The 25,129-nt window shown below is 36.6% G+C and carries 26 protein-coding genes; 25 read left to right on the top strand and 1 reads right to left on the bottom strand.

Annotation, left to right across the window (positions count from 1 at the left end):
• Positions 1-2 precede the first annotated feature (2 nt).
• The 16 genes from CP357_RS04340 (at position 3) to CP357_RS04265 (ending at position 15,106) form a co-directional block, all read left to right on the top strand.
• Positions 3-245, top strand: a complete 243-nt coding sequence (locus CP357_RS04340; protein WP_025005852.1) for an exodeoxyribonuclease VII small subunit — start codon at positions 3-5, stop codon at positions 243-245.
• Position 246: 1 nt separating this feature from the next.
• Positions 247-1,116, top strand: a complete 870-nt coding sequence (locus CP357_RS04335; RefSeq protein WP_087176431.1) for a polyprenyl synthetase family protein — start codon at positions 247-249, stop codon at positions 1,114-1,116.
• Positions 1,117-1,929 (top strand): TlyA family RNA methyltransferase, encoded by an 813-nt coding sequence (locus tag CP357_RS04330; protein WP_056945479.1) that lies wholly within the window; start codon positions 1,117-1,119, stop codon positions 1,927-1,929.
• A gap of 10 nt (positions 1,930-1,939) precedes the next feature.
• Positions 1,940-3,622, top strand: a complete 1,683-nt coding sequence (gene recN / locus CP357_RS04325) for a DNA repair protein RecN (protein WP_025005850.1) — start codon at positions 1,940-1,942, stop codon at positions 3,620-3,622.
• The gene (locus CP357_RS04320) at positions 3,615-4,055 is read left to right on the top strand and encodes an ASCH domain-containing protein (protein ID WP_098036629.1); all 441 of its coding nucleotides are present in this window, start codon (positions 3,615-3,617) and stop codon (positions 4,053-4,055) included. The genes recN and CP357_RS04320 overlap by 8 nt, the downstream gene beginning before the upstream one ends.
• Positions 4,056-4,191: 136 nt before the next feature.
• Positions 4,192-4,806, top strand: a complete 615-nt coding sequence (gene gmk / locus CP357_RS04315) for a guanylate kinase (RefSeq protein ID WP_025005848.1) — start codon at positions 4,192-4,194, stop codon at positions 4,804-4,806.
• Positions 4,807-4,808: 2 nt separating this feature from the next.
• The gene (rpoZ, locus tag CP357_RS04310) at positions 4,809-5,033 is read left to right on the top strand and encodes a DNA-directed RNA polymerase subunit omega (protein WP_003627587.1); all 225 of its coding nucleotides are present in this window, start codon (positions 4,809-4,811) and stop codon (positions 5,031-5,033) included.
• A 49-nt stretch (positions 5,034-5,082) separates the two neighbouring features.
• Positions 5,083-7,482: a primosomal protein N' gene (gene priA, locus CP357_RS04305; RefSeq protein WP_087176434.1), complete on the top strand. Its 2,400-nt coding sequence runs from the start codon at positions 5,083-5,085 to the stop codon at positions 7,480-7,482.
• Positions 7,483-7,494: 12 nt separating this feature from the next.
• The gene (gene fmt / locus CP357_RS04300; protein WP_098036628.1) at positions 7,495-8,439 is read left to right on the top strand and encodes a methionyl-tRNA formyltransferase; all 945 of its coding nucleotides are present in this window, start codon (positions 7,495-7,497) and stop codon (positions 8,437-8,439) included.
• The gene (rsmB, locus tag CP357_RS04295) at positions 8,390-9,754 is read left to right on the top strand and encodes a 16S rRNA (cytosine(967)-C(5))-methyltransferase RsmB (protein WP_098036627.1); all 1,365 of its coding nucleotides are present in this window, start codon (positions 8,390-8,392) and stop codon (positions 9,752-9,754) included. The genes fmt and rsmB overlap by 50 nt, the downstream gene beginning before the upstream one ends.
• Before the next feature lie 4 nt (positions 9,755-9,758).
• Positions 9,759-10,514, top strand: a complete 756-nt coding sequence (locus tag CP357_RS04290; RefSeq protein WP_025005845.1) for a Stp1/IreP family PP2C-type Ser/Thr phosphatase — start codon at positions 9,759-9,761, stop codon at positions 10,512-10,514.
• Positions 10,504-12,519, top strand: a complete 2,016-nt coding sequence (gene pknB, locus CP357_RS04285) for a Stk1 family PASTA domain-containing Ser/Thr kinase (protein ID WP_098036626.1) — start codon at positions 10,504-10,506, stop codon at positions 12,517-12,519. Before CP357_RS04290 ends, pknB begins: the two co-directional genes overlap by 11 nt.
• A complete protein-coding gene (gene rsgA, locus CP357_RS04280) occupies positions 12,520-13,410 on the top strand; it encodes a ribosome small subunit-dependent GTPase A (RefSeq protein WP_098036625.1) in 891 nt (296 codons plus the stop codon).
• Between the two features lie 12 nt (positions 13,411-13,422).
• Positions 13,423-14,073, top strand: a complete 651-nt coding sequence (rpe, locus tag CP357_RS04275; protein ID WP_098036624.1) for a ribulose-phosphate 3-epimerase — start codon at positions 13,423-13,425, stop codon at positions 14,071-14,073.
• Positions 14,073-14,759, top strand: coding sequence for a thiamine diphosphokinase (locus CP357_RS04270; RefSeq protein WP_098036623.1), 687 nt, complete (start codon positions 14,073-14,075; stop codon positions 14,757-14,759). The genes rpe and CP357_RS04270 overlap by 1 nt, the downstream gene beginning before the upstream one ends.
• Before the next feature lie 137 nt (positions 14,760-14,896).
• A complete protein-coding gene (locus tag CP357_RS04265) occupies positions 14,897-15,106 on the top strand; it encodes a hypothetical protein (protein WP_025005841.1) in 210 nt (69 codons plus the stop codon).
• Between the two features lie 97 nt (positions 15,107-15,203).
• Here CP357_RS04265 and rpmB read toward each other — a convergent pair whose 3' ends face one another.
• Positions 15,204-15,389, bottom strand: coding sequence for a 50S ribosomal protein L28 (gene rpmB, locus CP357_RS04260; RefSeq protein ID WP_025005840.1), 186 nt, complete (start codon positions 15,387-15,389; stop codon positions 15,204-15,206).
• 157 nt (positions 15,390-15,546) lie between these two features.
• Here rpmB and CP357_RS04255 point away from each other — a divergent pair, with 157 nt between their 5' ends.
• The 9 genes from CP357_RS04255 to CP357_RS04215 all read left to right on the top strand — a co-directional run bounded on the left by CP357_RS04255 (position 15,547) and on the right by CP357_RS04215 (position 24,975).
• Positions 15,547-15,909 carry an Asp23/Gls24 family envelope stress response protein gene (locus tag CP357_RS04255; RefSeq protein ID WP_003547910.1) on the top strand — a complete coding sequence of 121 codons (363 nt, stop codon included), beginning with the start codon at positions 15,547-15,549 and terminating at the stop codon, positions 15,907-15,909.
• Between the two features lie 21 nt (positions 15,910-15,930).
• Entirely contained in the window at positions 15,931-17,592 is a 1,662-nt protein-coding gene (locus tag CP357_RS04250) for a DAK2 domain-containing protein (protein WP_098036622.1), read from the top strand.
• 3 nt (positions 17,593-17,595) lie between these two features.
• Entirely contained in the window at positions 17,596-19,626 is a 2,031-nt protein-coding gene (recG, locus tag CP357_RS04245) for an ATP-dependent DNA helicase RecG (RefSeq protein ID WP_098036621.1), read from the top strand.
• A gap of 19 nt (positions 19,627-19,645) precedes the next feature.
• Entirely contained in the window at positions 19,646-20,647 is a 1,002-nt protein-coding gene (plsX, locus tag CP357_RS04240; RefSeq protein ID WP_098036620.1) for a phosphate acyltransferase PlsX, read from the top strand.
• 30 nt (positions 20,648-20,677) lie between these two features.
• Complete coding sequence (gene acpP / locus CP357_RS04235) at positions 20,678-20,920, top strand: acyl carrier protein (protein WP_025005836.1); 243 nt, start codon at positions 20,678-20,680, stop codon at positions 20,918-20,920.
• Positions 20,921-21,041: 121 nt separating this feature from the next.
• Positions 21,042-22,076 (top strand): ABC transporter ATP-binding protein, encoded by a 1,035-nt coding sequence (locus CP357_RS04230; protein WP_087235454.1) that lies wholly within the window; start codon positions 21,042-21,044, stop codon positions 22,074-22,076.
• Between the two features lie 3 nt (positions 22,077-22,079).
• Positions 22,080-23,066 carry an ATP-binding cassette domain-containing protein gene (locus tag CP357_RS04225; protein ID WP_098036619.1) on the top strand — a complete coding sequence of 329 codons (987 nt, stop codon included), beginning with the start codon at positions 22,080-22,082 and terminating at the stop codon, positions 23,064-23,066.
• A 2-nt stretch (positions 23,067-23,068) separates the two neighbouring features.
• Positions 23,069-24,028, top strand: coding sequence for an oligopeptide ABC transporter permease (gene opp4B / locus CP357_RS04220; RefSeq protein WP_025005833.1), 960 nt, complete (start codon positions 23,069-23,071; stop codon positions 24,026-24,028).
• Between the two features lie 14 nt (positions 24,029-24,042).
• Positions 24,043-24,975 (top strand): ABC transporter permease, encoded by a 933-nt coding sequence (locus CP357_RS04215; protein WP_098036618.1) that lies wholly within the window; start codon positions 24,043-24,045, stop codon positions 24,973-24,975.
• Positions 24,976-25,129: the final 154 nt, after the last annotated feature.

The following is a 25,129-nucleotide window of genomic DNA, read 5'->3' as shown; positions in this document are numbered from 1 at the left end:
ATATGCCAACAAAGAAAAATAATTTTGAAGAACAATTAAATAGTTTAGAAAAAATTGTCACTAATCTTGAAAACGGAAATGTACCACTTGAAGATGCTTTAAAGGAATTTCAAGAAGGAGTAAAGATTAGTCGTGAACTAGATAAAAAGTTGACTAGTGCAGAAGAAACTGTAGCCAAGTTGATTGATAGTGATGGTACTGAACATGAACTAGATCCAAATAATGCAGCAGCTCCAGAGGATTAATATGACAGCATTTGAATATTTTAAAGAAGATTGGACACCAGTAATTGATGATTATCTAGCTAAACATTTAGCTTCAGAGGTTGATGACAAGAAAATTAGTCAGATCATGGCTTATTCAGTTATGGCTGGTGGTAAAAGATTAAGACCCCTTTTGTTTTTGGCAATCTTGAATACATTAGGACGCAAAATAGAAGAGCCTGAAATTAGAATTGCTTGTGGGATTGAATTAATTCACACATATTCCTTGATTCATGATGACTTACCTGCAATGGATAATGATGATTATCGTCGTGGTAAGTTAACTAGTCATAAAAAATGGGGTGAAGCTGAGGCTATTTTAGCCGGGGATGCACTCTTACCATTAGGCATTCAATGGATAGCAGAAGGCAGTCGTTCTGCCAAGTTAGTTGCCATCATTACACAGGCAGTTGGGCCTAACGGTATGGTTGGTGGTCAATATCTTGATATTGATTCCACTAATAATGCAAGTGTGGCTGATGACGCTAAGTTTATCAACAAGATGGAATGGCTAAAAACCGGTTGTTTAATTCAAGCCAGTGTGGAAATGGCAGCTACTTATGCTAAGGCTAGCGATATTGAACAAGTTAAATTAATCGATTTTGCCAAAGCATTTGGTCGTTCATATCAAATTTATGATGACTTAGTTGATGTGGTTGAGACAAGTGAAGAAGCCGGCAAAGCTACTCATAAGGATAAAGAAGAAGGCAAAAATAATACTTTAACTTTATTGGGAATTAATCAAAGCCGGAAGGAATTAAAGGATTTGATTGATCAAGCTAAAGATGATTTGCATGGCTTGAATGGAGAAGTATTAGCTGGTTTTTTGAATCTATATCAAAAGGTGTTGTAAATGGCAAAGCAAAGAGCAGATGTTTTATTAGCTGAACAAGGAATCTTTCATTCTCGTTCTGCTGCGCAAAGAGCAATTATGGCGGGCTTAGTTTCAGATCATAATCATCAAAGAATTGATAAGAGCGGAACTAAGTTCCCTGAAGGCGAGAAGTTTTACGTCAAAGATGATGGTAAAAAATATGTTTCTCGTGGTGGTTTCAAACTTGAGAAAGCATTGAAGGTTTTTGACATCGACTTACAAGATAAGATTTGTTTAGATATTGGAGCTTCAACTGGTGGCTTTACCGATGTTGCTCTGCAAAACGGGGCCAAGATGGTTTATGCGTTAGATGTAGGCTACAATCAATTAGCTTGGCAATTAAGAGATGATCCACGTGTAGTAGTAATGGAGAAGCAGAATTTCCGTTATTCTAAACCTGAAGATTTTAATCAAGGCTTACCTGATTTTGCGATGACTGATGTTTCGTTTATTTCACTTGATTTGATCATGCCGCCAATGTATGAAATCCTAAAGGATCAATGTGATGCTGTTTGTCTAATTAAGCCACAATTTGAGGCAGGTCCAGAAAACGTTGGTAAGCATGGTATTGTTCACGATCATGAAGTCCATAAAAATGTAATTGAACATACTATGCAAAAGGCAATGGAAATTGGTTTTAATGTTTTAGATGTTGATTATTCACCAATTAAAGGTGGTAAAGGAAACATTGAATTTTTGATTCATTTGCAAAAAGACGAAGCTAACGGTGGTCGTAATTTGTGGTCAAGTACCCCAGCAGAAGTAGTAGAACGTGCTGTAAATAGTCTCTAGGAGTGGAAAAATGCTAGTTGAACTAGATATTAAAAATTTTGCGATTATTAAAAGCTTAAAAGTTCGCTTTCAAGAAAAAATGACCGTGATTATCGGTGAAACTGGTGCTGGTAAATCAATAATCATTGATGCGGTTTCATTATTGATGGGAAGCCGTAGTCAAAAAGAGATGATCCGTTCTGGAGAACAAAAGGCTGTAATTACGGGTTTGTTTGTACTTGATAATCAAAAAGAAAAGATTGCGGAGCTTTGTGAAAAGTATGGTCTGCCTCATGATGACGATCAATTAGTGATTAGCCGAGAATTAGCCATCAAGGGTAGAAATATAGTACGTATTAATGGTCAATTAACTACTATCAATGTTTTACGTGAAATCGGCAATTATTTAGTTGATATTCATGGTCAGCATGATCAGCAAATATTAATGGATCAAGATCGTCAAATTGATTTAGTTGATGATTATGCATCTGATTCTTTTAAAGAAGAATTATCAGCGTATCAAGAGGATTATCGCCATTGGCAAAAGTTAACTAATCAACTGCGTCATTTGCGTCAAGATGCACAAGAATTGGCCCAAAAACAAGATATTCTTCAATTTCAAAATGATGAGTTAGAGTCTGCTAATTTGGAAGATCCTGATGAGGATGAAAAATTAGAGGAAGAATTTAACGAATTAAATAATTATCAAAAAATTGCAGATACTGCCAATTATTTTATGCAGCTGTACGATGATGACGAGCACGGAATTGCAACGTTATTAGGGGATGCACAAAATGCAGCGACAGATTTAACGGAATTTGGTTCAAAATTTAAAGATTTTGCTAAAACTGTTGATGACGGAGTGTATGCTTTAAACGACGCTCGTAGTGAGTTGTCTAATTTGATGGATCAGATGGATTTTGATGAAGAACGTTTCCAATATGTAACTAATCGTTTAGATACGTTGAACTCATTGAAGAAAAAGTATGGTCCAACGTTGGCAGATGTCTTTGCTTTTTACGCTAAAGTGCAAAAAGAACTTGGTCAGTTTGAAACTGGCGGTTTAGATGAAGAAAAGCTGCAAGCAGAAGTGGCACAAGTTGAAGAAAAGATGACCAAAGAAGCTAGACAATTGCACCTAATTCGAGAAAAAGTTGCCCATTCACTAGAAGAGCAAATAAAACAAGAATTAGCAGATCTTTATATGGAAAAGGCCCGCTTTTCTATTAATTTTGAAGAAACCAAAACTTTTACGGCTAAAGGTACAGATGCAATTGTATTCTTGATTGCACCTAACCCAGGTGAAGATCTAATGCCGTTAGTAAAAATTGTCTCAGGCGGTGAGCAATCGAGATTAATATTGGCATTGAAGGCTATCTTTAGTCATGTTGAACCTGTTGGAACGATGATCTTTGACGAAATTGATACAGGTGTTTCAGGACGTGTTTCTGCCGCAATTGGTAAAAAGATGCATTCTATTGGTCAAGACAAGCAGGTAATTGCTATAACCCACTCTCCACAGGTTGCAGCTGCAGGTGATCAACGTTATTTAGTTGCAAAACAAGTAAAAGATGGTTCTACGTTTACTCAAATAGGACCTTTAAGCAAGGAAGAAACTATTACTGCAATTGCTCAAATGATGGCAGGACAAGATGTAACAGATGCGGCTAAAAAGAACGCTGCTGATTTGATTAAGAGTATTAAAGATGAATAGTATCAATAAGTTTTGGATGGATTTTTGTCAAAAACATCATGTTAATCCGGGAGAATTAGAAGGTGCTTATGCATTTGGCGGAAATAGCCAAGATGCTGATGTATTAAGCGATTTAATTAATCGTGGCATTAAAACCGCTACTACAAGCGTATATGATCCAGATGAAGATGTTCCCACAGTCGGTCAATATGCTATTGTTTTAAATGGAGAAAATAAACCAGTGTGCGTAATTCGAAATAAAACCGTGGAAATTATGCCATTTAAAAATGTTTCTGCTGAACATGCATATTTAGAGGGTGAAGGAGATCGCTCATATGATTATTGGCGAAAAATTCATGAAAATTTTTTTACATGGGAATGTCGAGAAAATTTAAACACTATTTTTAGTGAAAATACTGAAGTAGTTTGTGAGACTTTTGAAAAAGTAGATTGAGGCAAAAAATAGGCTATCAGTCTACTTTTTTGATGCCTTGAGACGTCTACGGTTGAACTACATAAAGAGAAAACTTGAAAAACTATTGATTTTAGTGCAAACTAGATATATTAATAGTTACTAAGAGGAGTTCAGCATGGCAGATAAAGGTTTGTTATTAGTACTTTCGGGTCCTTCAGGTGTTGGTAAAGGAACTGTAAAAAGTGCTATTGTTGAAAACAAAGTCTTTCCATTTGAGTATTCAGTTTCAATGACTACTCGTAAGCCTCGTCCCGGCGAAGTCGATGGAAAAGATTATTTCTTTGTAAGTGAAGAACGTTTTCAAGAAGCTATTAAAAATGGTGAGTTATTAGAATATAATAATTACGTTGGACATTATTATGGTACGCCATTAGGTCCTGTAAAAAAGATGTTACATGATGGCAAAGACGTTTTATTGGAGATTGACGTTAACGGTGCCGCTAAGGTCCGTGAGAAAATGCCTGATGGCGTGTTCATCTTTTTAACTCCACCAGATTTGCATACATTGCACCTGCGATTAGAACATCGTGGTACTGAGTCAGAAGATGTAATTCGTGGTAGAATTAAACAAGCTCGAAATGAAATCTTGGAAATGGAAGAATATGATTATGCAGTTGTAAATGATACAGTTGCTAATGCAGTAGACCATATCAAGGCAATTGTTGATGCAGAGCATGTCAGTGTTAAGCGTGTAATTGATGACTATCGTAAGATGGTCAAGGAGGATTAATCATGAGAATTACTTATCCATCAATTGATAAATTGTTGTCACGTGTTGATTCACGTTATTCATTATCTGTACTTGCTGCTAAGAGAGCACATGAACTTGAAGCTGGCGATCCACCAACTTTAGATCATTTCAAGTGTGATAAGGCAGTTGGTAAGGCACTTGAAGAAATTGCCGCTGGTAAAGTAACGGTTGACCCAGCTCATGCCGAGGTTAACCTCGAAGACTAATTTACTGACCTTCATCCTTTGGGTGGAGGTCTTTTTTACAGGTGATTAGATGATTGCTCAGGTTATTGTTGATGTTGCAACCAAGCAAACAGATCGTATTTTTGAATATCATATTCCGGCTGAATTAGAAAAAGATGTCAAAATTGGTTCAAGAGTAATAGTACCGTTTGGTCGAAGAAAAGTGCAAGGCTTTGTAGTAGGCATAGAGGCAAAAAGTCAATTTACAGGTAAGTTAAAAGATCTTTTAGTGACAGTGGATGAAATGCCACCACTTACACCAGAATTAATAAAATTGTCTGAAAATTTGGCACAAAATATTTTTTCATATAGAATTACCATTTTACAAGCAATGTTGCCATGGGTAATGCGGGCAGGCTATCGTAAACTGTTAGTACCTGCAAATAAAAAAGCTAAAAAGATGCCGTTCTTTCAAGGTGATCCCATTGATTTAGCTAAAATGACGGATCTGAAGCAAATAAAAAAAGTTCATCAATTGCTGAAAAATGATGATGCCAAAATAGAATATGTTGTAGAAAATAGAGCTAAAGAGAAAAAAGAAAATCAGTATGAATTAGCGCTAGATTCTGCAGAATACACCAAGATTTACAATACTTTGCGTCAAAATGCGGTTAAGCAAAAGCAATTGATGATGGATATTATTGAAAATAAAGATGATTATCCTAAAAGTCAAAGTGATTTGATAAAAGGGTTAGGCTTATCGGCTGCTAATTTAAATTCAGCTGTTAAAAAAGGTTGGTTAAAAAGAAAAGCTGTCGAAGTTTATCGTAATCCCTTAGCTGGTTTTGAAGATGAAAAAAAGCCAGTTCCAGTGACTTTAAATGATGAACAACAGGCTGCGTTGGATCAAATTAATAGCGCAATTGATCAGCGTAATGCAGAGACCTTTTTACTTGAAGGAATTACTGGTAGTGGGAAGACAGAAGTATATTTGCATGCAATTGGACAAGCTTTAGCTCAAGGAAGAAATGCCTTGATGCTAGTGCCAGAAATTTCGTTAACACCGCAAATGGTAAAGCAAGTAAAGGCACGTTTTGGTGATAAAGTGGCCGTTTTACATAGTGCTTTATCTGAAGGGGAAAAATATGACGAATGGCGTAGAATTCGTCGTGGTGAAATTCAAGTAGTAGTTGGAGCAAGAAGTGCAGTTTTTGTTCCGCTAGATAATATTGGATTAATCATAATTGATGAAGAGCATGAATCATCATATAAACAAGAGACCAATCCTCGTTATAATGCTAAAAATGTGGCACTCTGGCGTAGTAAATATCACCATTGTCCATTAGTACTAGGAAGTGCTACTCCATCACTAGGAAGTCGAGCACGTGCTCAAAAAGATGTATATCATCTATTACGTTTAACTAAACGTGCAAATCATAAAAAATTACCTAAAGTTAATTTGATTGATCTTAAGCATGTTCAATTTGCAGGTGGGCAATTTGACTTGTCTGTTGAATTAGTCGATGCAATTAAGAAAAGACTAGAGAAAAAAGAGCAAGTCATCTTGATGCTTAATCGGCGAGGATTTGCTAATTTCATGCTTTGCCGGGAATGTGGTTTTGTTTTGAAATGTCCTAATTGTGATGTTTCACTTAATTTGCATAAAGATACTAATAGCATGCAATGTCACTATTGCGGACATACAGAGCCAATTCCTACTCGGTGTCCTAATTGTCAAAGTTCAAAAATCCGTTTTTTAGGTACTGGAACCCAAAAAGTTCAAGAAGAACTTGAAGAACTTTTACCAGGAGCTAGAATTTTAAGAATGGATGTTGATACAACTAGGAGAAAAGGCAGTTATAAGCGGATTTTGGATTCATTTGGTAACCATGAGGCGGATATTTTGTTAGGAACTCAAATGATTGCTAAAGGATTAGATTTTCCAAATGTAACTTTAGTTGGCGTAATTAACGCAGATACGGGATTATGGTTATCGGATTATAATGCATCAGAAAAAACATTTGAGTTGCTGACGCAAGTTGCAGGACGTGCAGGACGTGCTGACAAGGAAGGCGAAGTTTTAATTCAAACTTATAATCCAGAACACTATGCCATTCAATTGGCACAAACGCAGGATTATGAAAGATTTTATGGTTATGAAATGCATATGCGTCATGCTGGCAATTACCCACCATATTTTTATACAGTATTAATATCAGTTGCTGCTAAAAAAGAGCAAAATGCGGCTAGAGAAGCATTCAAGATAAAAAGATATTTATTGCAGCATTTAAATAATCAAGCAATAATTTTAGGACCATCGCCAAGTGCAATTTCTAGAGTAAAAAATCAATATTATTACCAAATACTGGTAAAATATAAAAAAGAACCAAATTTAAATAAACTATTGCACCATGTTCAAGATTCTGCTCAAGAAGCTAAGAAATATGGTTTAAGTATTTTTATCGATAATGAACCAGAAAGAGTAATGTAAGGAGTTGTTTTAATGACATCAGTAATATTCATGGGAACACCAGAGTTTTCAGTTCCAGTATTAGAAGGCTTAATCAAAAATAATTATGAAATTAAGGCTGTTGTAACGCAGCCTGATAAAAAGGTTGGTCGTAAACAAAAGATCACTAAGACCCCAGCTAAAATTGCTGCAGAAAAGCATAATTTACCTGTTTTTCAACCAGTGAAATTGTCTGGCTCAGAAGAAATGCAACAATTGATTGATATGCATGCTGACTTAATCGTCACCGCCGCATACGGTCAGTTCTTGCCAACTAAGTTTTTAAACTCAGTAAAAATTGCTGCTGTTAATGTCCATGGTTCACTTTTGCCAAAATATCGTGGTGGTGCACCAATTCAATATTCACTCATTAATGGGGATGCAGAAACTGGTATCACCATTATGGAAATGGTAAAGAAAATGGATGCTGGTGATATTTATTCTCAAAAAGCAATTAAGATTGAGCCAGAGGACAATGCAGGAACTTTATTTAATAAATTATCAATTGTAGGTAGAGACTTACTTTTGAAGACTTTACCTTCGATTATTGATGGCAGCGTTAAAAAGATTCCTCAAGATCCAGATAAGGTAGTCTTTTCACCTAATATTACTAAAGAACAAGAACGCATCGTTCCTACTATGACAGCTTCTGAAGCTAACAATATGATCCGTGCTCTTAATCCAGATCCAGGTGCTTATATGATGCTTGAAGGCAAGCGCTTCAAGGTTTGGAAAGCAGAAGTTGCTAAGGATAGTACTGATTTAAAGCCAGGTTGCGTAGTAGCTAATAAGGGCCGCTTTGCAATTAGCTTTGCTAATGGTACTGTTTTAAACTTGCTCGAGGTACAACCAAGCGGCAAGAAGAAAATGGATATTAAGAACTTTTTAAATGGTCAAGGTAGTAAATTTGCCCCAGGAGAAGAAATTGTCGACAAATAAAAGTGCCCGTGCAATTAGCTTAGATACTTTAATTAAAGTCTTAAAAAATGGCTCATATTCAAATATTAGTTTGAACAATAGTTTAAAGCATTCTGATTTATCGATTGCTGATCAAAATTTAGCAACTAGAATTGTTTACGGAACGATTCAATATCGCCTTTTTTTGGAATATCAATTGACCGGTTTGCTTAAAACAAAAATCACTGAAAAATATTTGAAGCCGCTCTTGTTGATGTCACTTTATCAGATAATATTCTTAGACAAGGTTCCTAACCGTGCTGTACTAGATGAAGCTAATAAACTAGCTAAACAGTTTGGCAAACATCATTCTTCAGGCTATAGAGTAGTGAACGGAATCTTGCGTGCATTTATTAGACGCGGTGTGATTTTACCTGATGAAAAGGATACCGTTAAATATTTAAGTATTAAAGAAAGCGTTCCTAAATGGTTAGTTAAGTATTTAATTGACAATTGGGGAATGCAAAAAGCAAAATCAGTTTTAAGCAGTATTAATGAACCAGCCAAAAATAGTGTGCGAATTTCATCACTAGCAGATAAAAATCAGGTTTTTGATCAATTAACAAAAGAAGGATATCAACCGAAATGGTCAAATTTATCTCTTAATGACGCCGTTTTAAGTCATGGTGGCATTAGCGAAAGTGATTTATTTGAACAAGGAAAGTTGACAATTCAAGATGAAGCCGCTAGCTTAGTGGTAGAAGCTTTTGATTTTGATAAAAATCAAGCTGAACATGTTTTAGATGCATGTAGTGCACCTGGCGGGAAAACTGTCCAGATTGCTGAAAATATCACTGGTGATGTAACTGCACTAGACATTCATGAAAAGAAATTACGTCTAGTAAAAGAAAATGCTCGCCGCATGCATGTGTCGTACAAAGTAACAACTAAGGCATGTGATGCTAGAAAAGCGCAAGAAATGTTTAATGCAGGTGAGTTCACTAAAATTTTAGTTGATGCTCCATGTTCAGGTTTGGGACTATTAAGACGCAAGCCTGAGATTCGTTATACCAAGAGTTTGCAAGATTTGAAGAGCTTACAAAAAATTCAGTTAGGGATTTTAGATTCTGTTAGCACATTGTTAAAAGTTGAGGGAGAATTAGTATACTCAACTTGTTCAATTTCAATGGAAGAAAATGAAGAAGTAGTTAAGCAATTCTTGCGAACTCATCCTGATTTTGAATTAAAACCATTTTTATTAAGCAAGCTTGAGTCCAAGACAGGAATGTTAAAAATAATGCCTGATCAAGATGGCAATGATGGATTTTTCATTGCAAAATTTAGATTACGAGGTTAGATTTTTGATTGAAACAGCATACGCTTCAAGTATCGGCAAGGTACGAAAAAGCAATCAAGATTTTGTACAAGTTTTTGAGAATCGTAAGGGAATTACCTTAGCAATTGTTTGTGATGGTATGGGTGGCCATCAAGGCGGCGATGTGGCCTCTACAATGGCTGTCACTCACTTAGGACATAATTTTGGCATAACAGATTTTACTGATGCTAATATTGCTCGAAAATGGCTAGATGTGCAATTAAATTCTGAAAATGAAACAATTTTAAAAACAGCTGATAAATTTCCTGACTTAAATGGAATGGGTACGACAATTGTTTTAGCTTTTGCATTTAAGGATAATGCGTTGATAGCTCATTTGGGCGATTCACGTGCTTATAGTTATTCCGAAGGAAAGTTTGTCCAATTAACTGAAGATCATTCTTTAGTTAATGAGCTAGTCAAAATGGGGCAAATTACTAAGGAACAGGCTAAGCATCATCCCCAAAAGAACATCATTACTCAAGCCCTAGGTGTATCTAGTACAATTGATCCTGAAGTTAAGGAAATTAAGCTTGATGATGACGACATCATTTTGCTATGTACTGATGGATTAACGAACTCACTCAGTGATCCACAAATACAACAAGTTTTAGCTACAAAAGAATTAAGCTTAAAAGAACGATGCAATAAATTAATTAGTGAAGCCAATCGATTAGGTGGTGGTGATAATATTACCGTTTGCCTAATTTGGAATAAGGAGGACGAGAGCAGTGATCGATAAAGGTTATCTGCTTGGTGAACGTTATCGCATTATTGATACTTTAGGCGAAGGCGGTATGGCCAATGTTTATCTGGCTGAAGATATTATTCTGCAACGTAAAGTAGCAGTTAAAATATTACGGTTAGATTTACAAAATGAACCTCAAACACAAGCTCGTTTTCAAAGAGAGGCTTTAGCCACTAGTGAATTAAGTCATCCTAATATTGTCTCTGTTCTTGATGTAGGAACTGATCATGGATTGCCATATATGGTAATGGAATATGTTGATGGTCCAGATTTGAAAGAGTATATTCGTCAAAATGCTCCTTTGGATTTGCATGAAGTGATTCGCATTATGGATCAAATTCTAAGTGCAGTTGCTTTGGCTCATAAACATAATGTCATCCACCGTGATCTTAAACCACAAAATATTTTGATGGACAAGAGAGGCAATATTAAGATTGCTGATTTTGGTATTGCGGTTGCCTTGAATCAGAGCTCTGTGACGCAGACTAATTCTGTCATGGGATCAGTTCATTATATGTCACCTGAACAAACTAGAGGCGGATTGGTTACTAAGCAGTCCGATATTTATTCTTTAGGGATTATTCTGTATGAATTGATTACAGGCACTGTGCCGTTTAATGGTGATACTCCTGTTTCAATTGCGTTAAAACACGCGCAGGAACCAATACCTTCTATTAGAAAGAAGGATCAAAGTGTTCCGCAAGCATTAGAAAATGTTGTGTTAAAAGCAACTGCTAAGGATCCACGAGATCGATATGCTACAGCACAAGCCATGCAGGCTGACCTAGATAGTAGCTTAGATCCCGAAAGAGCAGATGAGCCGGTTTTTGTGCCTAATCATGGTAACAATAATGATAAAACAATCGTTCTGCCAGGTTTTAAAGCCCCTGAAAAAGAGCGGACTGTAGAATCTGAAGAGGAAAATAAACCTGATAAAAAGGAAAAGAAAAAAGACTTTTGGCAAAATGTTAAAAGTCATAAATGGTGGTGGATTTTTTCAGTTATTGCCGCTGGATTAATTATTTTTATTATGATTTTCGCACTAAGTGGCAATAATAATAAACCACGTCAAGTTCATATTCCTGATGTAACTAATATAACTGAAAAGCGTGCTGAAAAAAGGTTAGAAGCCGCCGGGTTACAAGTGGGAAAAGTAATTAGACGCCAGTCTGATGACATTAAAGAAGGTCATGTAATTGGTACTAAACCAGCAGCCGGTAATAGAGTGGATCAAGGAAAGGCTATCATTTTAATTGTTTCTAGTGGTACCAGCATGGTAAAGGTACCTGATGTAGTCGGGGATAATTACGATGAAGCTGCAGAAAAATTAGAAAATCAAGGCTTCGATGTTGTTAGAGAAGATCAATATTCAAATAAAATGGCTAAAGGCAACATCATTTCTCAGAGTATTGCTGCTGGTGTAGAAGTAAAACCAACGCAGACTACAATTACTTTGGTGGTTTCTCGAGGAAAACAGATAAAGCCAAAGATAAATACCGTTACCTTAAAAGATTTGCACAATTACTCATTAAAGAGTGCGCAAGATTATGCTAAGGAACATGGCTTAACTTTACAGATTAATCAAGAATATTCTGATGAAATTGAGCGAGGTTTGGTTATCTCAATGCAGCCGGAAGCGGGTACTAAGGTTGATCGTGGATCTACGGTAACCATTAAAGTTTCACGCGGTCCAAAAGAAGAAAAAGATACTACTGTTACGAAGACATTTACTGTTAATTATGTTGGCAGCGATCTGAAAAAGGATGATAAATTCGATGGTAAAAGTGGAGAAACTGACACTAAGGAAGACAATAGTAAAGGCAACCATGTTCAGATTTATATCAAAGATGATGATCACTCCTTGAGTAATATCTATCGTGACTTATATATTAAACGTGATATGAGTTTCTCAATTCCATTTTCAATTAAGGATGGAAACGGCCAGTTGCGCGTAGTTCGTGACGGAGAAACTGTTTTGAATGAAAAGGTGACAAAATAAATGAAACTAGCAGAAGGAACCGTTGTCGGGTTAATTGCTGGTTATTATGATGTGGAAACTGCTGCGGGTATCGTTAGAACGCGTGCTCGCGGCGTTTTTCGTCAAAAAAAGCAAAAACCTGCAGTAGGTGATCATGTAGAAATTCAAATAGATGATCAGGGTATGAGTTACTTGGTAAAGATTTTACCGCGACTCAACAGAATTGGTCGTCCCGCTGTAGCCAATGTCAGCCATGTATTGTTAGTTATTTCTGCGGTTGAACCTGATTTTTCTTTAGAATTATTGGATCGCTTTTTAACTTTCTTTTCTTGGCAAAAAGTACAAGTCACTATTTATTTATCTAAAAGCGATTTATTAAAAGGTGACAAGTTAGCTAAAATTAAAGAAGAACTATCATATTATCAAGAAATTGGTTATCCAGTGTTTACTGATTATCATGATGTAGAAGCTCAAATTCCTCAAATGATTAAAGCGGGGCAAATTTGGACATTGGCAGGACAATCTGGTGCAGGTAAATCTACTTTACTTAACCATTTGAAGAAGGATGCTAATCAGGCAACGGGAGCAATTTCTACTAGTTTAAACCGTGGTAAGCATACTACTAGAAAAGTCGAATTATTTAAATTAGGTGAAGGTTTCTTAGCTGATACACCAGGTTTTTCTTCGATTGATTTAATACCGATCAAATTGAATGAATTATGTAACTATTTCGTTGAATTTAAACGTGCTAGCAGCAAATGTAAATTTAGAGGGTGCCAACATTTAAAGGAACCTGGCTGTGAAGTTAAAAAGTTGCTTGAAGAAGGCCAAATAATGCCTCATCGTTATGATGATTATCTGGCAATGCGGACAGAAATTAGTGAAGGCCGATTACCCGAATATTTAAAATAATAGGAGAAGAAAATGATTATTGCGCCATCAATTTTGAACGCAGATAATTTAAATTTAAAAGAAAATATTAAAGATGCTGTTGCAGTAGGCATTGATCGTTTCCATATTGATATTATGGATGGACATTTTGTGCCAAATTTATCTTTTGGACCACAATTAATTAGTGATTTTAAACGTGAATTTCCCATGACAGATGCTGAGATTCACTTTATGAGTAATAATCCTGATGATCTTATTCCAGCCTTTGTTGAAGCCGGAGCAGATATCATGGAGCTGCATTATGGTGCGATGAGTGAATCCAAGCTGAATTATTGGCTTGATTATTTGGCTTCTAATGGAGTTGAGGCTGTTTTAGCAATTAAACCGGATATTCCAGCTGACGTTGTCGAAAAATTTTTGCCAAAAATTAAACAAGTTTTAGTCATGACCGTCAATCCTGGTTTTGGTGGTCAAAGCTTTATTGCTGATTCAGCTGAGAAGATTAAGCAAGTCAGAGAAATTGTAGGACCAAACATGGCAATTGAAGTTGATGGTGGCATTAATGACCGTACGATTAAAATTGCCCAAGATGCAGGTGCTGATGTCTTTGTAGTTGGCTCTTATTTATATGAAAATGGTAATATTGCAAATCAAGTACGTAAATTAGAAAAAATAATTAAGTAATGGAAGCATATGCATTATTAGGTGGACCAACAGATTTGTGGCCTGTTAACATCAAAGAAATACTTAAAGATGCAAGAAAGACGAATAATCTTATCGTTGGAGTAGATCGTGGTTCTTTGTACTTAGAAGAATTAGGAATAACTCCTGATGTAGCGCTGGGGGATTTTGACTCATTAAAAAAAGCAGATCTAACGGAAATTGAAAGTAATGTAAGAGATATTCGTTATTCAAATCCGGTTAAAGATTTGACTGATTCTGAATTGATGCTGCATACAGTTTTTGATGATTATCAGATTGATAATTTAAATATTTTGGGTGCAACAGGGGGCAGAATAGATCATTTTTTAATTAATTTATTAATGCTGCTCGATCCATCTCTGCGACAATTCGCTGAACAGGTCTCAATAATGGATAAGCAAAATGAAATTGTCTTTTTCAATCCGGGACGTCATGTAATAAAGAAAGTATCAGAGTACCCATATATTGGTTTTGCTGCTTTAACTGCAATTAAAGATTTTAATATTTTAGGTGCCCGTTATGAGTTGCACCATTATTCTGGAGATTATCCACGAGTGTTTTCTTCAAATGAATTTTTGCCGAATACTTCTCAATTTGAAATTAATTTTGAAAAAGGGATGCTTGCGGCGATTTATTCAAAAGATGTTAATCGCTTTCATAATCTTTAATGAGTGGTTTAAAATAGAGGAAAAGGAATCGAGGATTAATTATGAAATATATTGATTTTGAAAAGAATGTGGCCGCTTTTGAAGATGGTCGCTATGAAGCAAGACTTGATCGCGCAAAACAAAATGTAGAAAATTAAATGCACAAAAACCATGTTCACGTTTTTGATAAGAAAAAGAAGAAGGAAGTAGCAACTATTAATGGCCTTGCTAGAAACGTTACTTACCAAGACTTGGGCTTGCCAACTAAATTGAGCGAAATGATTACTGAATATGCCTATACTCCAATTAAGGAAAGAATGGCTGATGAAATTTCAAATGATGATAAAAATCATAATATTATGAAATAATTTAAAAAAGGACAGCTGAAAAATCAGTTGTCCTTTTTTGATGTACAAAATTTTTAGCAAACAAAAAACCTTACAGATAAATCTGCAAGGCTGGTTATTAGGCACGAGTAACTTTACCAGACTTTAAAGCCTTGGTTGAAACCCATACGCGCTTTGGCTTACCGTCAACAAGAATGCGAACTTTTTGAAGGTTTGGCTTCCAAGCACGACGAGCTGAGTTCAATGAGTGTGAACGTTTGTTACCGAATGTGGTCTTCTTACCTGTTACGTAATCTTTAGCCATTTGCTAAACCTCCTTTATATATGGTGTCATACTTAATTAGGTTATCATATGTTTGGTCGCAATTCAACTTTTTTTAGGACGTATTTTATTTATTGATTACGGCAGTACTATGATAAAATAATAATCGTATATGTAGATAATAAGACGGAGGAAGAACATGGCTGTTAAGATCAAGACAAAAGATGGTTTGATTGATATTTCAAACGGTGTAATCGCAACTGTTGTTGGTGGCGCAGCTACGTCTAATTATGGCGTTGTAGGAATGGCTTCAAAAAATGCCATTCGTGATGGATTCGATGGAATTCTTAATCGTGCCAACTATAAGCGCGGTGTTGTTGTCAAGTCAGAAGATAACGAAATCACTGTTGATGTGTACATTATCGTAGGCTATGGGCTTAAGATTTCTGAAGTAAGTAAGAATGTTCAAGATAGTGTTAAATTTAATCTTTCTAATCAATTAGGAATTAACACTAAAGCCGTTAATGTAATCGTTCAAAGTGTAAAGGTACTTGACGAATAACGTAAGCGGAGGTTTTAAATAGTGGTTTTAAATGAAATAGATAGTAAGCAATTTAGAGATATGGTGCGTGTTGCCACCCACAGAATTGGTAAGAACGCTGAGTTTGTTAACTCATTGAACGTGTTCCCAGTTCCTGATGGTGATACTGGTACCAACATGAATTTAACTATTGAAAGTGGGGCAAGAGCCGTTTCTGAAAATCCTAGCAGAAATGTTGGTGATTTGACTGAAAGCTTAGCTAAAGGAATGTTGATGGGTGCACGTGGTAACAGTGGTGTTATTACTTCACAGTTGTTCCGCGGCTTTTACAAAGCTACTCAAGGCATGAAGACCTTAACTGCACAAGAATTGGCTAACGCCTTTTCAAATGGTGTAGCTACTGCTTATAAGGCAGTAATGAAACCTGTCGAAGGTACTATTTTGACTGTAGCTCGTGTTGCTGCTCAAGAAGGTGCTTCTAAGGCTAATGACACTGATGATGTTACTGAAGTAATGCAGGCAGTTGTTGAAGGTGCTAAGAAGGCTCTTAAATCAACTCCAGATTTACTTCCAGTATTGAAGCAAGTTGGTGTTGTTGACTCAGGTGGTCAAGGACTTTTGTTCATTTATGAAGGTTTCTTAGAAGGTCTTCTTGGTGAAAACTTTGCTGATCAATATCAACCTGACGAAACTGAAATGGATGAAATGATCAACGCAATGCACCACCAATCTTCTGTACAAAGTCAACTAGCTACTCAAGATATCAAGAACGGCTACTGTACTGAAATTATGGTTGACCTTAACGCTGACGTGCCAAACAAGAAGAAATTCGATTTGGAAGAATTCAGAAAGCACTTGTCAGGTTTGGGCGACTCACTTTTAGCTGTATCTGATGGTGAAATTGCTAAGGTTCACGTTCACACCGAACACCCTGGTGATGTCTTCAAGTACGGTAGTCAATTCGGTCAATTAGGCAAGATCAAGATCGACAACATGCGTATCCAACACGAAAGCATCGTTGATCAAGATGAAGAACAACAAGAATCAGTTGACTTTGCTGTTATTGCCGTAGCTTCTGGTAACGGTATTAGAAAATTGTTTGAAAGCGAAGGCGTAAACAGAATTATTTCTGGTGGTCAAACAATGAACCCATCAACCCAAGACTTTATTGATGCAATCAAGAAGTCAGGTGCTAAGAAGGCAATTGTTTTGCCAAACAACGGTAATATCGTGATGGCTGCTAAGCAAGCTGCAGAAGTTAGTGACATTCCAGTAGGTATCGTACCAAGCAAGACTATTTCACAAGGTCTTACTGCAATGCTTTCATTTAACCCAGATGCTTCTGTTGATGACAATGTTGAAGCTATGTCAGAAGACCTCGATACTGTAGTTTCAGGTGAAGTAACCCAAGCTACTCGTGATACTGAAATTGACGACGTAGAAATTCACAAGAATGATTACCTTGGTATCATCGACGGTAATATTAAGGTTGATAACGCTGATTTGATCAAGACTACTACCGAAATGATCGAAAAGATGCTTGATGAAGATTCAGAAATTATCACTATTATGTATGGTCGTGATGCAAGCGAAGATGAGGCACAACAGGTTGTTGAAGCTCTTGAAGCCAGTCATGATGATCTTGAATTTGAAATTCATGATGGTGGTCAACCTGTATATCACTTCTTAGTATCAGTTGAATAAAAAATGATAGAAAACGCATTATTTGCCCCTGTAACAGATTTAAAAGGTGTAGGAACAAAAACTGCGGCTGATCTAGGTAGCTTAGGCATTTATAGTATTTATGATTTGCTCTTTTATTTTCCTTTTCGTTATGACGAATTGCAGACATTGCCTTTAGATCAAATCATGGATGGTCAAAAAGTAATGCTAAAGGGAATTGTAGCCACCGAACCTTTTGTTAGTCGTTTTGGTTATAAGAAGAGTCGCCTAAGTTTTAAAATGAGAATTGACCATGATGTAATCATGGTCAATTTTTTTAATCAGCCATGGCTTAAGAGCAAGATTGAAATTGGCGAAGAAGTAGCAATTTATGGTAAATATAATGTTGCTCGTCAAAGTCTTTCTGCCTTTAAATTTGTTGCAGTAAAAGAAAATGATAGTGGCATGGCGCCAATTTATCCTGTTAATCGTCATGTTAAACAAAAAAAGCTAGTTAATTTGATTAATTTAGCGGTAGATAGTTTCTTAGATAAAGTACAAGATATTGTTCCCCAGAGCATTAGAGAAAAATATCGTTTGTTGACTGATCAAGCGATTATTCAAAAAATGCATCATCCTAAAAATAGTACTGAAGCAAATCTAGCTAAAAGAAGTGCAATCTTTCGAGAATTTTTTATTTTTGAATTGCAGCTAGCTCTTTTGGCTAGCCATGATGGCAAACAAGCAGGCTATCCTAAAAATTATGATTTAAAAGAAATAGCTCAATTGACCTCTTCTTTACCGTTTGAATTGTCAGACGATCAAAAAGAAGTTGTTAATGAAATTTTTGCTGATATGCATTCATCAGGTCAAATGCGTCGTCTGTTACAAGGGGATGTAGGATCTGGTAAAACTGTTGTTGCAGTTTATGCTATTTTTGCGGCGATTACTGCGGGTTATCAAGCAGCTTTGATGGTGCCAACTGAAATTTTAGCTACACAGCACTTTAAAAAGATTGATGAATTACTGAGGCCCTTGGGCGTAAGAGTTGCTCTATTAACAGGTAATACCAAAACACTCGAGCGTAGAGAAATTTATCGTGAATTAACTGATGGCACAATTAATGTGGTAATTGGCACACACGCTTTAATTCAGAACAGTGTCATTTTTAAAAAGTTAGGCTTGGTAATCATTGATGAACAACACCGTTTTGGCGTTGGACAAAGACAGGCTTTAATTAATAAAGGTGATCAGCCTGATATTCTAGCTATGACGGCCACTCCGATTCCTCGAACGCTGGCTTTAACAGTATATGGGGATATGACTGTTTCTGAAATTCATCATATGCCTGCCGGTAGAAAACCAATCATTTCATCTTGGAAGACTAGTAGTCAGATGAAAGATGTTTATCAGAAAATGCAGGAGCAACTTGCACAAGGTTTTCAAATATATGCTGTTACGCCGCTGATTACTGAATCTGAAACATTGGATTTAAAGAATGCGGAGGAATTACATGCTAAGTTAAGTCATGATTTTCCTAATCAAAATGTGGTTTTGCTTCATGGTCAAATGCCCGGTCCTAAAAAGGACGAAATTATGACCGCTTTTGCTAGTGGAAAAATAAATATTTTGGTTACAACTAGCGTAATTGAAGTTGGAGTCGATGTGGCTAATGCCAATATGATGGTCATCTATAATGCGGATCGTTTCGGATTAAGTCAACTGCATCAGCTTCGCGGAAGAATTGGACGTGGTAAGACGCAAAGTTATTGCGTTTTTATAGCTGATCCGAAGACTGCTTCTGGTAAAGCAAGAATGAAAATAATTGCTGCTACCAATGATGGCTTTAAATTAGCAGAAGAAGACCTTAAAATGCGTGGCGAGGGTGATCTTTTTGGTAAAGCTCAATCTGGATTGCCTGAATTTCGCGTGGGAGATGTAGTTAATAACTACAATACCTTGGTTGTTGCGCAAAAAGTGGCGCGAGAATTAGTTCAGCAAGATCCGAAATTAGCTGATCATCAGACACTTAACCAAGTGCTAGAATATAAACAATTAGAACAAAATAGAATTTAAAAGATTGTGGTGAATTATATTGAGAACAATTGCTATTGATGCGATGGGCGGAGATAATGCGCCTGAAGCAATCGTTGAAGCTGTTTTAAAGGTAAAAGATGAAATGCCTGAAACTAAGTTTTTATTATTCGGTGATAAAGAACAATTACGTAATTTAATTCCTGCTGATCAAATTAATGATCAATTGGGCGTAGTTGCAACCACCGAAGTGATTGCCGATGAAGATGAACCCGTTAAGGCAATTAGAAGAAAGAAAGATTCTTCAATGGTTGTAGCAGCAAACTTTGTTAAAGAAGGAAAGGCCGATGCTCTTCTTTCTTTAGGTAATACTGGTGCATTATTAGCCTGTGGTATTTTTATCATCGGTCGTATTAAGGGCATTACTCGTCCAGGCTTAATGCCAACCTTACCACTTCAAAATAGTGATGACGGCTTTAATATGGTCGATGTAGGTGCCAATGCTAAGAGCAAACCTGAATATTTACTTCAATGGGCAGAAATGGCATCATATTATGCTGAAAAAATTCGTGGCATTCAAACTCCTCGCATAATGCTATTAAATAATGGTTCTGAAAGTGATAAAGGGGATGAGGTTCACCAAGCTGCCTATGAATTATTAAAAGATAGTGACCTTAACTTCCAAGGGAACATTGAGGGGAATGAATTATTACTAGGTAAAGCTGATGTAGTAGTTACAGACGGTTTTACTGGCAATGCTGTTCTTAAAAATATTGAAGGTACATCAAGCGTAATCTTGCATTTGCTAAAAGATAGCTTGTTAAACGGTGGTGTTATGACCAAATTAGGAGCTTTGATGGTAAAGGGCTCTTTATCAAGTCTTAAATCAAAGTTTGATACAGCTAAGTATGGCGGTGCAGTTTTGCTTGGAGTTAATGCACCAGTGGTTAAAACTCATGGCCGCTCTAATGAACGTCCAATTTATTTCACTTTAAAACAAGTTGATAAAATGATTAAAGAAAATTTAGTGCAAGATTTTAAAGACGAATTCGCTACAAAATAGTACAATAGTTTATTAAAAAGGAGAATTTGTATGACAGAAGAAGAAATTTTCAATAAAATTAAAACCTTAATTGCCGATAATTTTAATGTTGATCAAGATAAAATTACTGAAAATACTAATTTTACAAATGATCTAGACGCTGATTCTATCGACTTAGTTGAATTTATTTTGCAACTTGAAGATGAATTTGGTTCAGAAATTCCTGATGACGAAGCTGAGAAAATTAAGACTGTTGGTGACGCTGTATTATATATTAAGTCACATCAAGGTTAATTTTCTAAAAAAAAGCCGTGTCGTTATTTGCATACGACCGACTTTGTGTTTATAATTAGAAAATAAATAGAAAATATTAAACAGCTTTTAATAAAAGAAGCTATAAATGGAGGAATGACCTTTGGAAAAGCAGAGTGATCTATTACTAGATATACAGCACCTGCATACGGCGTACCGTTTGCAAGGGAAGTTCTATGATGCTGCGGACGATATTAATTTAACTTTAAAGCGCGACGAGATTTTAGCCATTGTTGGTGAATCTGGTTGTGGTAAAAGTACTATCGCTTCAAGTATTATTGGATTGTACGACCATAAAAATACTAAAGTTACAGGGGACATTCTTTATAATGAATTGAACCTTGTTGGTTTGAATGAATCATTGTTCAACAAGATTCGTGGAGATAAGATCGGGATGATCTTTCAGGATCCACTTGCTAGTTTAAATCCATTAATGCGTGTTGGTGACCAAGTTGCCGAGACTCTTTATTACCATACTGATATGGATGAAAAAGCACGTCACGCACGAGTTATTGAATTATTTAATCAAGTAGGAATGCCTAGACCTGAAGAAATGTACGAGATGTACCCACATGAACTTTCAGGTGGTTTGCGTCAGCGTGTAGTTATTGCGATGGCTATTGCATGTAAGCCAGAAGTAATTATTGCTGATGAACCAACTACTGCTTTGGATGTAACTATTCAAGCTCAAATTTTGGACTTGCTAGAAGATATTCAAAGACAGTCACATTCAGGTATTATCTTGATTACCCACGACTTGGGCGTTGTGGCTGAGACTGCTGATGAAGTTGCGGTTATGTATGCTGGACAAATTGTTGAAAAATCAGATGTTAAGACAATTTTTGAAAATCCACTTCATCCATATACAAGATCACTTCTTAATTCAATGCCTCAATCTGATGATACTGATGAAGACCTTCATGTTATCAAGGGTACTGTACCATCTCTTAAGAATATGCCACGTAGTGGTGATCGATTTGCTGCAAGAATTCCTTGGATTCCTGCAAGTGCCCATGAGGAGGAGCCACGTGTTCATGAGGTAGCACCTGGTCACTGGGTAAGATGTACCTGCTGGAAGACATTCCACTTTGAGGATGAAGACAGTACGCAAAAAGCAACAGCAGCAAGCGGGGAGTAATTTATGGCAAAAGAAATTATCCAAATAAAAGATTTAAAAGTCTATTACCCAATTCGCTCCGGCTTTTGGAACAGAATTACAGATTATGTTCGTGCCGTTGATGGTGTAAACTTCTCAATTAACGAAGGTGAAACCTACGGTTTGATTGGTGAATCTGGTTCTGGTAAATCAACTACCGGTAAAGCAATCGTTGGGGTTGAAAAAGTTACTGGCGGACAAATCATGTATAAGGGTTTGGACGTCACTAAGGCAAGCAATCGTAAGAAGCTTGATTATAACAAAGATGTTCAAATGATTTTCCAGGATTCAATGTCAAGTTTGAACCCTCGTAAGAGAATTGAAGACATCATTGCTGAACCGATTAGAAACTTTGAAAATTTGACTACCGATCAAGAACGTGATCGTGTACAGGACTTGCTTGACATCGTAGGGATGCCTAGTGATGCAATTTACAAGTACCCACATGAATTCTCTGGTGGTCAACGTCAAAGAATTGGTGTCGCTCGTGCCGTTGCTACTAACCCTAAATTAATTGTTGCCGACGAACCAACTTCTGCTTTGGACTTATCAGTTCAAGCTCAGGTTTTGAACTTCATGAAGCATATTCAACAACAATACAACATTGCATATCTCTTCATTTCTCACGACTTAGGTGTTGTTAAGCACATGTCAGAAAACTTAGCTATTATGCACCGTGGTCGTTTGGTTGAATTAGGTAGTCGTGAAGAAATTTACAAGCACCCAATTCACATTTATACTAAGCGACTTCTTTCTGCTATTCCTCAAGTTGACGTTGAACATCGTGAAGAACATAAGAAACACCGTGAACAAGTAGAAAAAGAATTCGAGGAAAACCAAAGCAAATGGTATGACAAGAACGGACGTGTATATCCATTGCAACAGGTTGCACCTAAGCACTGGGTAGCATTGCCTGAAGATATGGCTCAAGAAGCTGAACTCGAAGAACGAGAAGAAAAGGAGAGTGATTAAGCATGTGGAAAACAATCTTACGGCGTTTGTTAATCATGATCCCACAATTGATTATCTTGAGTCTGTTGGTCTTCTTGCTTGCTAAGATGATGCCAGGTGACCCATTCAGTGGATCAATTAACCCTAACACCGACCCTAAACAAATCGAAGCTTTAAGAAGAGCTGCTGGTCTTTATGATCCATGGTATGTTCAATACTTTAGATGGGTAGGCAACTTATTCCATGGTGATCTTGGTACAAGTTATATTCAACACGTACCTGTAACATCATTAATTGCAGACCGTGCAAATAATACTTTCTGGTTATCACTTTTGACAACTATCTTAACTTATAGTATTGCGATTCCTCTTGGTATTACTGCTGGTCGTCACCAAGACCAATGGCAAGATACTGGTGTACAAATTTTTAACTACATTACTTTAGCTACACCGGGCTTCGTATTCTATATCTTAGGATTATGGCTCTTCGGCTTTACCTTGGGTTGGTTCCCAATTTCAGGTTCAGTTTCAGCCAACGCCTCAGGATTCTGGGGTGTACTTGGCAGTAGACTTTACCACATGATTTTTCCAGCTATTTTGTATGCCTTGATTGCTACTACTGGTACTGTACAGTACTTGAGAACAGGTATTGTTGATAACAAGGTTGAGGACTACGTTAGAACTGCCCGCAGTAAGGGTGTTCCTGAAAATGTAGTTTTCCATAAGCATATTTTGAGAAATTCATTATTGCCAATTGCTGCCTTCCTTGGTAACACTATTACTGGTCTTCTTAGTGGTTCAATGATTATTGAAAGTGTCTTCAGTTATCCTGGTATGGGTAAGTTGTTCCTTGACTCAATCAGTCAACGTGACTACACCACTTTAACTGCTTTGATTCTTATCTTTGGTATCTTGACTCTAATTGGTAACTTGCTCTCAGATATCATCATGAGTATTATTGACCCACGTATTAGAATTCAATAGGGAGGAGAGAAGAAATGGCTGATAAAAAGAAAGATACTGCTACAAAGAAAGCAAGTAAAAAAGACGCTACACCGAAGGCTACTCTCCCACCTTCTGGATTCAGGGTGGCTGTACGTGAAATTTTACGTTCTAAGTCTGCACTTACAGCTTTAATTATCATTATTTTAATTTTATTGCTTACTTTCGGTGGTTCATTGTTTTTGAACAGAGCACAAATTACTGAAATGAACATCGTTGACGCATACTACGGTTGGGGCCAAGGGGGTCACCTTCTAGGTACTGACGATGGTGGTCGTGATATTTTGAAACTGCTCATCATGGGTGGACGTAACTCAATCATGATCGGTATCTCAGTTACTGTAATTACTGAAATTGTTGGTTTGGTAGTCGGATTAGTTTCTGGTTACTACGGTGGTGTTGTTGATGCCATCATCATGAGAATAGTTGACTTCATTCAAATTTTGCCACAAATGCCAATTATCATTGTTTTGACTACAGTTATTCCTAACTACAACGCTGTGACTTTGGTATTCTTGATTGCCATGTTTGGATGGACGACGACGGCACGTTACTACCGTTCATTCATCCTTTCACAGCGTGACCGTGACTATGTTTTGGCATCAAAGACTTCAGGTTCATCTAACTTCCAAATTATGTTCCGTGAAGTTTTGCCTAACATCACTTCAATGATTATCATCGACGTTGTTTTGACTATTGCTGGTAACATCGGTATTGAAACTAGTTTGTCCTTCTTGGGATACGGTTTGCCAACCACTACACCATCACTTGGTACTTTGATTGGATTTGCTGATGACCCAGTTAACGTTATTAACCGTCCATGGTTATGGCTCCCAGCTACTATCTTGCTTTTGGTTATTTCCTTAAGTATTAACTATGTTGGTCGTGCCTTACAACGTGCAGGTGACGCAAGACAACGTGAAAATTAATAAATTAATAAATATATTAAAACAGCTCTATCGCTTGATAGAGCTGTTTTTGTGTCTGCATAATAATAAAGTTATGCAATTCTAATAAAATAAAAATTACGAAAATTGCAATTTCAAATTGAACACTTTTGAAAATTAAATTCTGTATATTGAA

The organism is Lactobacillus sp. UMNPBX6 (assembly GCF_002553975.1).
GTDB lineage: Bacteria > Bacillota > Bacilli > Lactobacillales > Lactobacillaceae > Lactobacillus > Lactobacillus gallinarum.
Note: the sequence above shows the minus strand (reverse complement) of the source record. Positions and strands in the feature narration are given on the sequence as shown.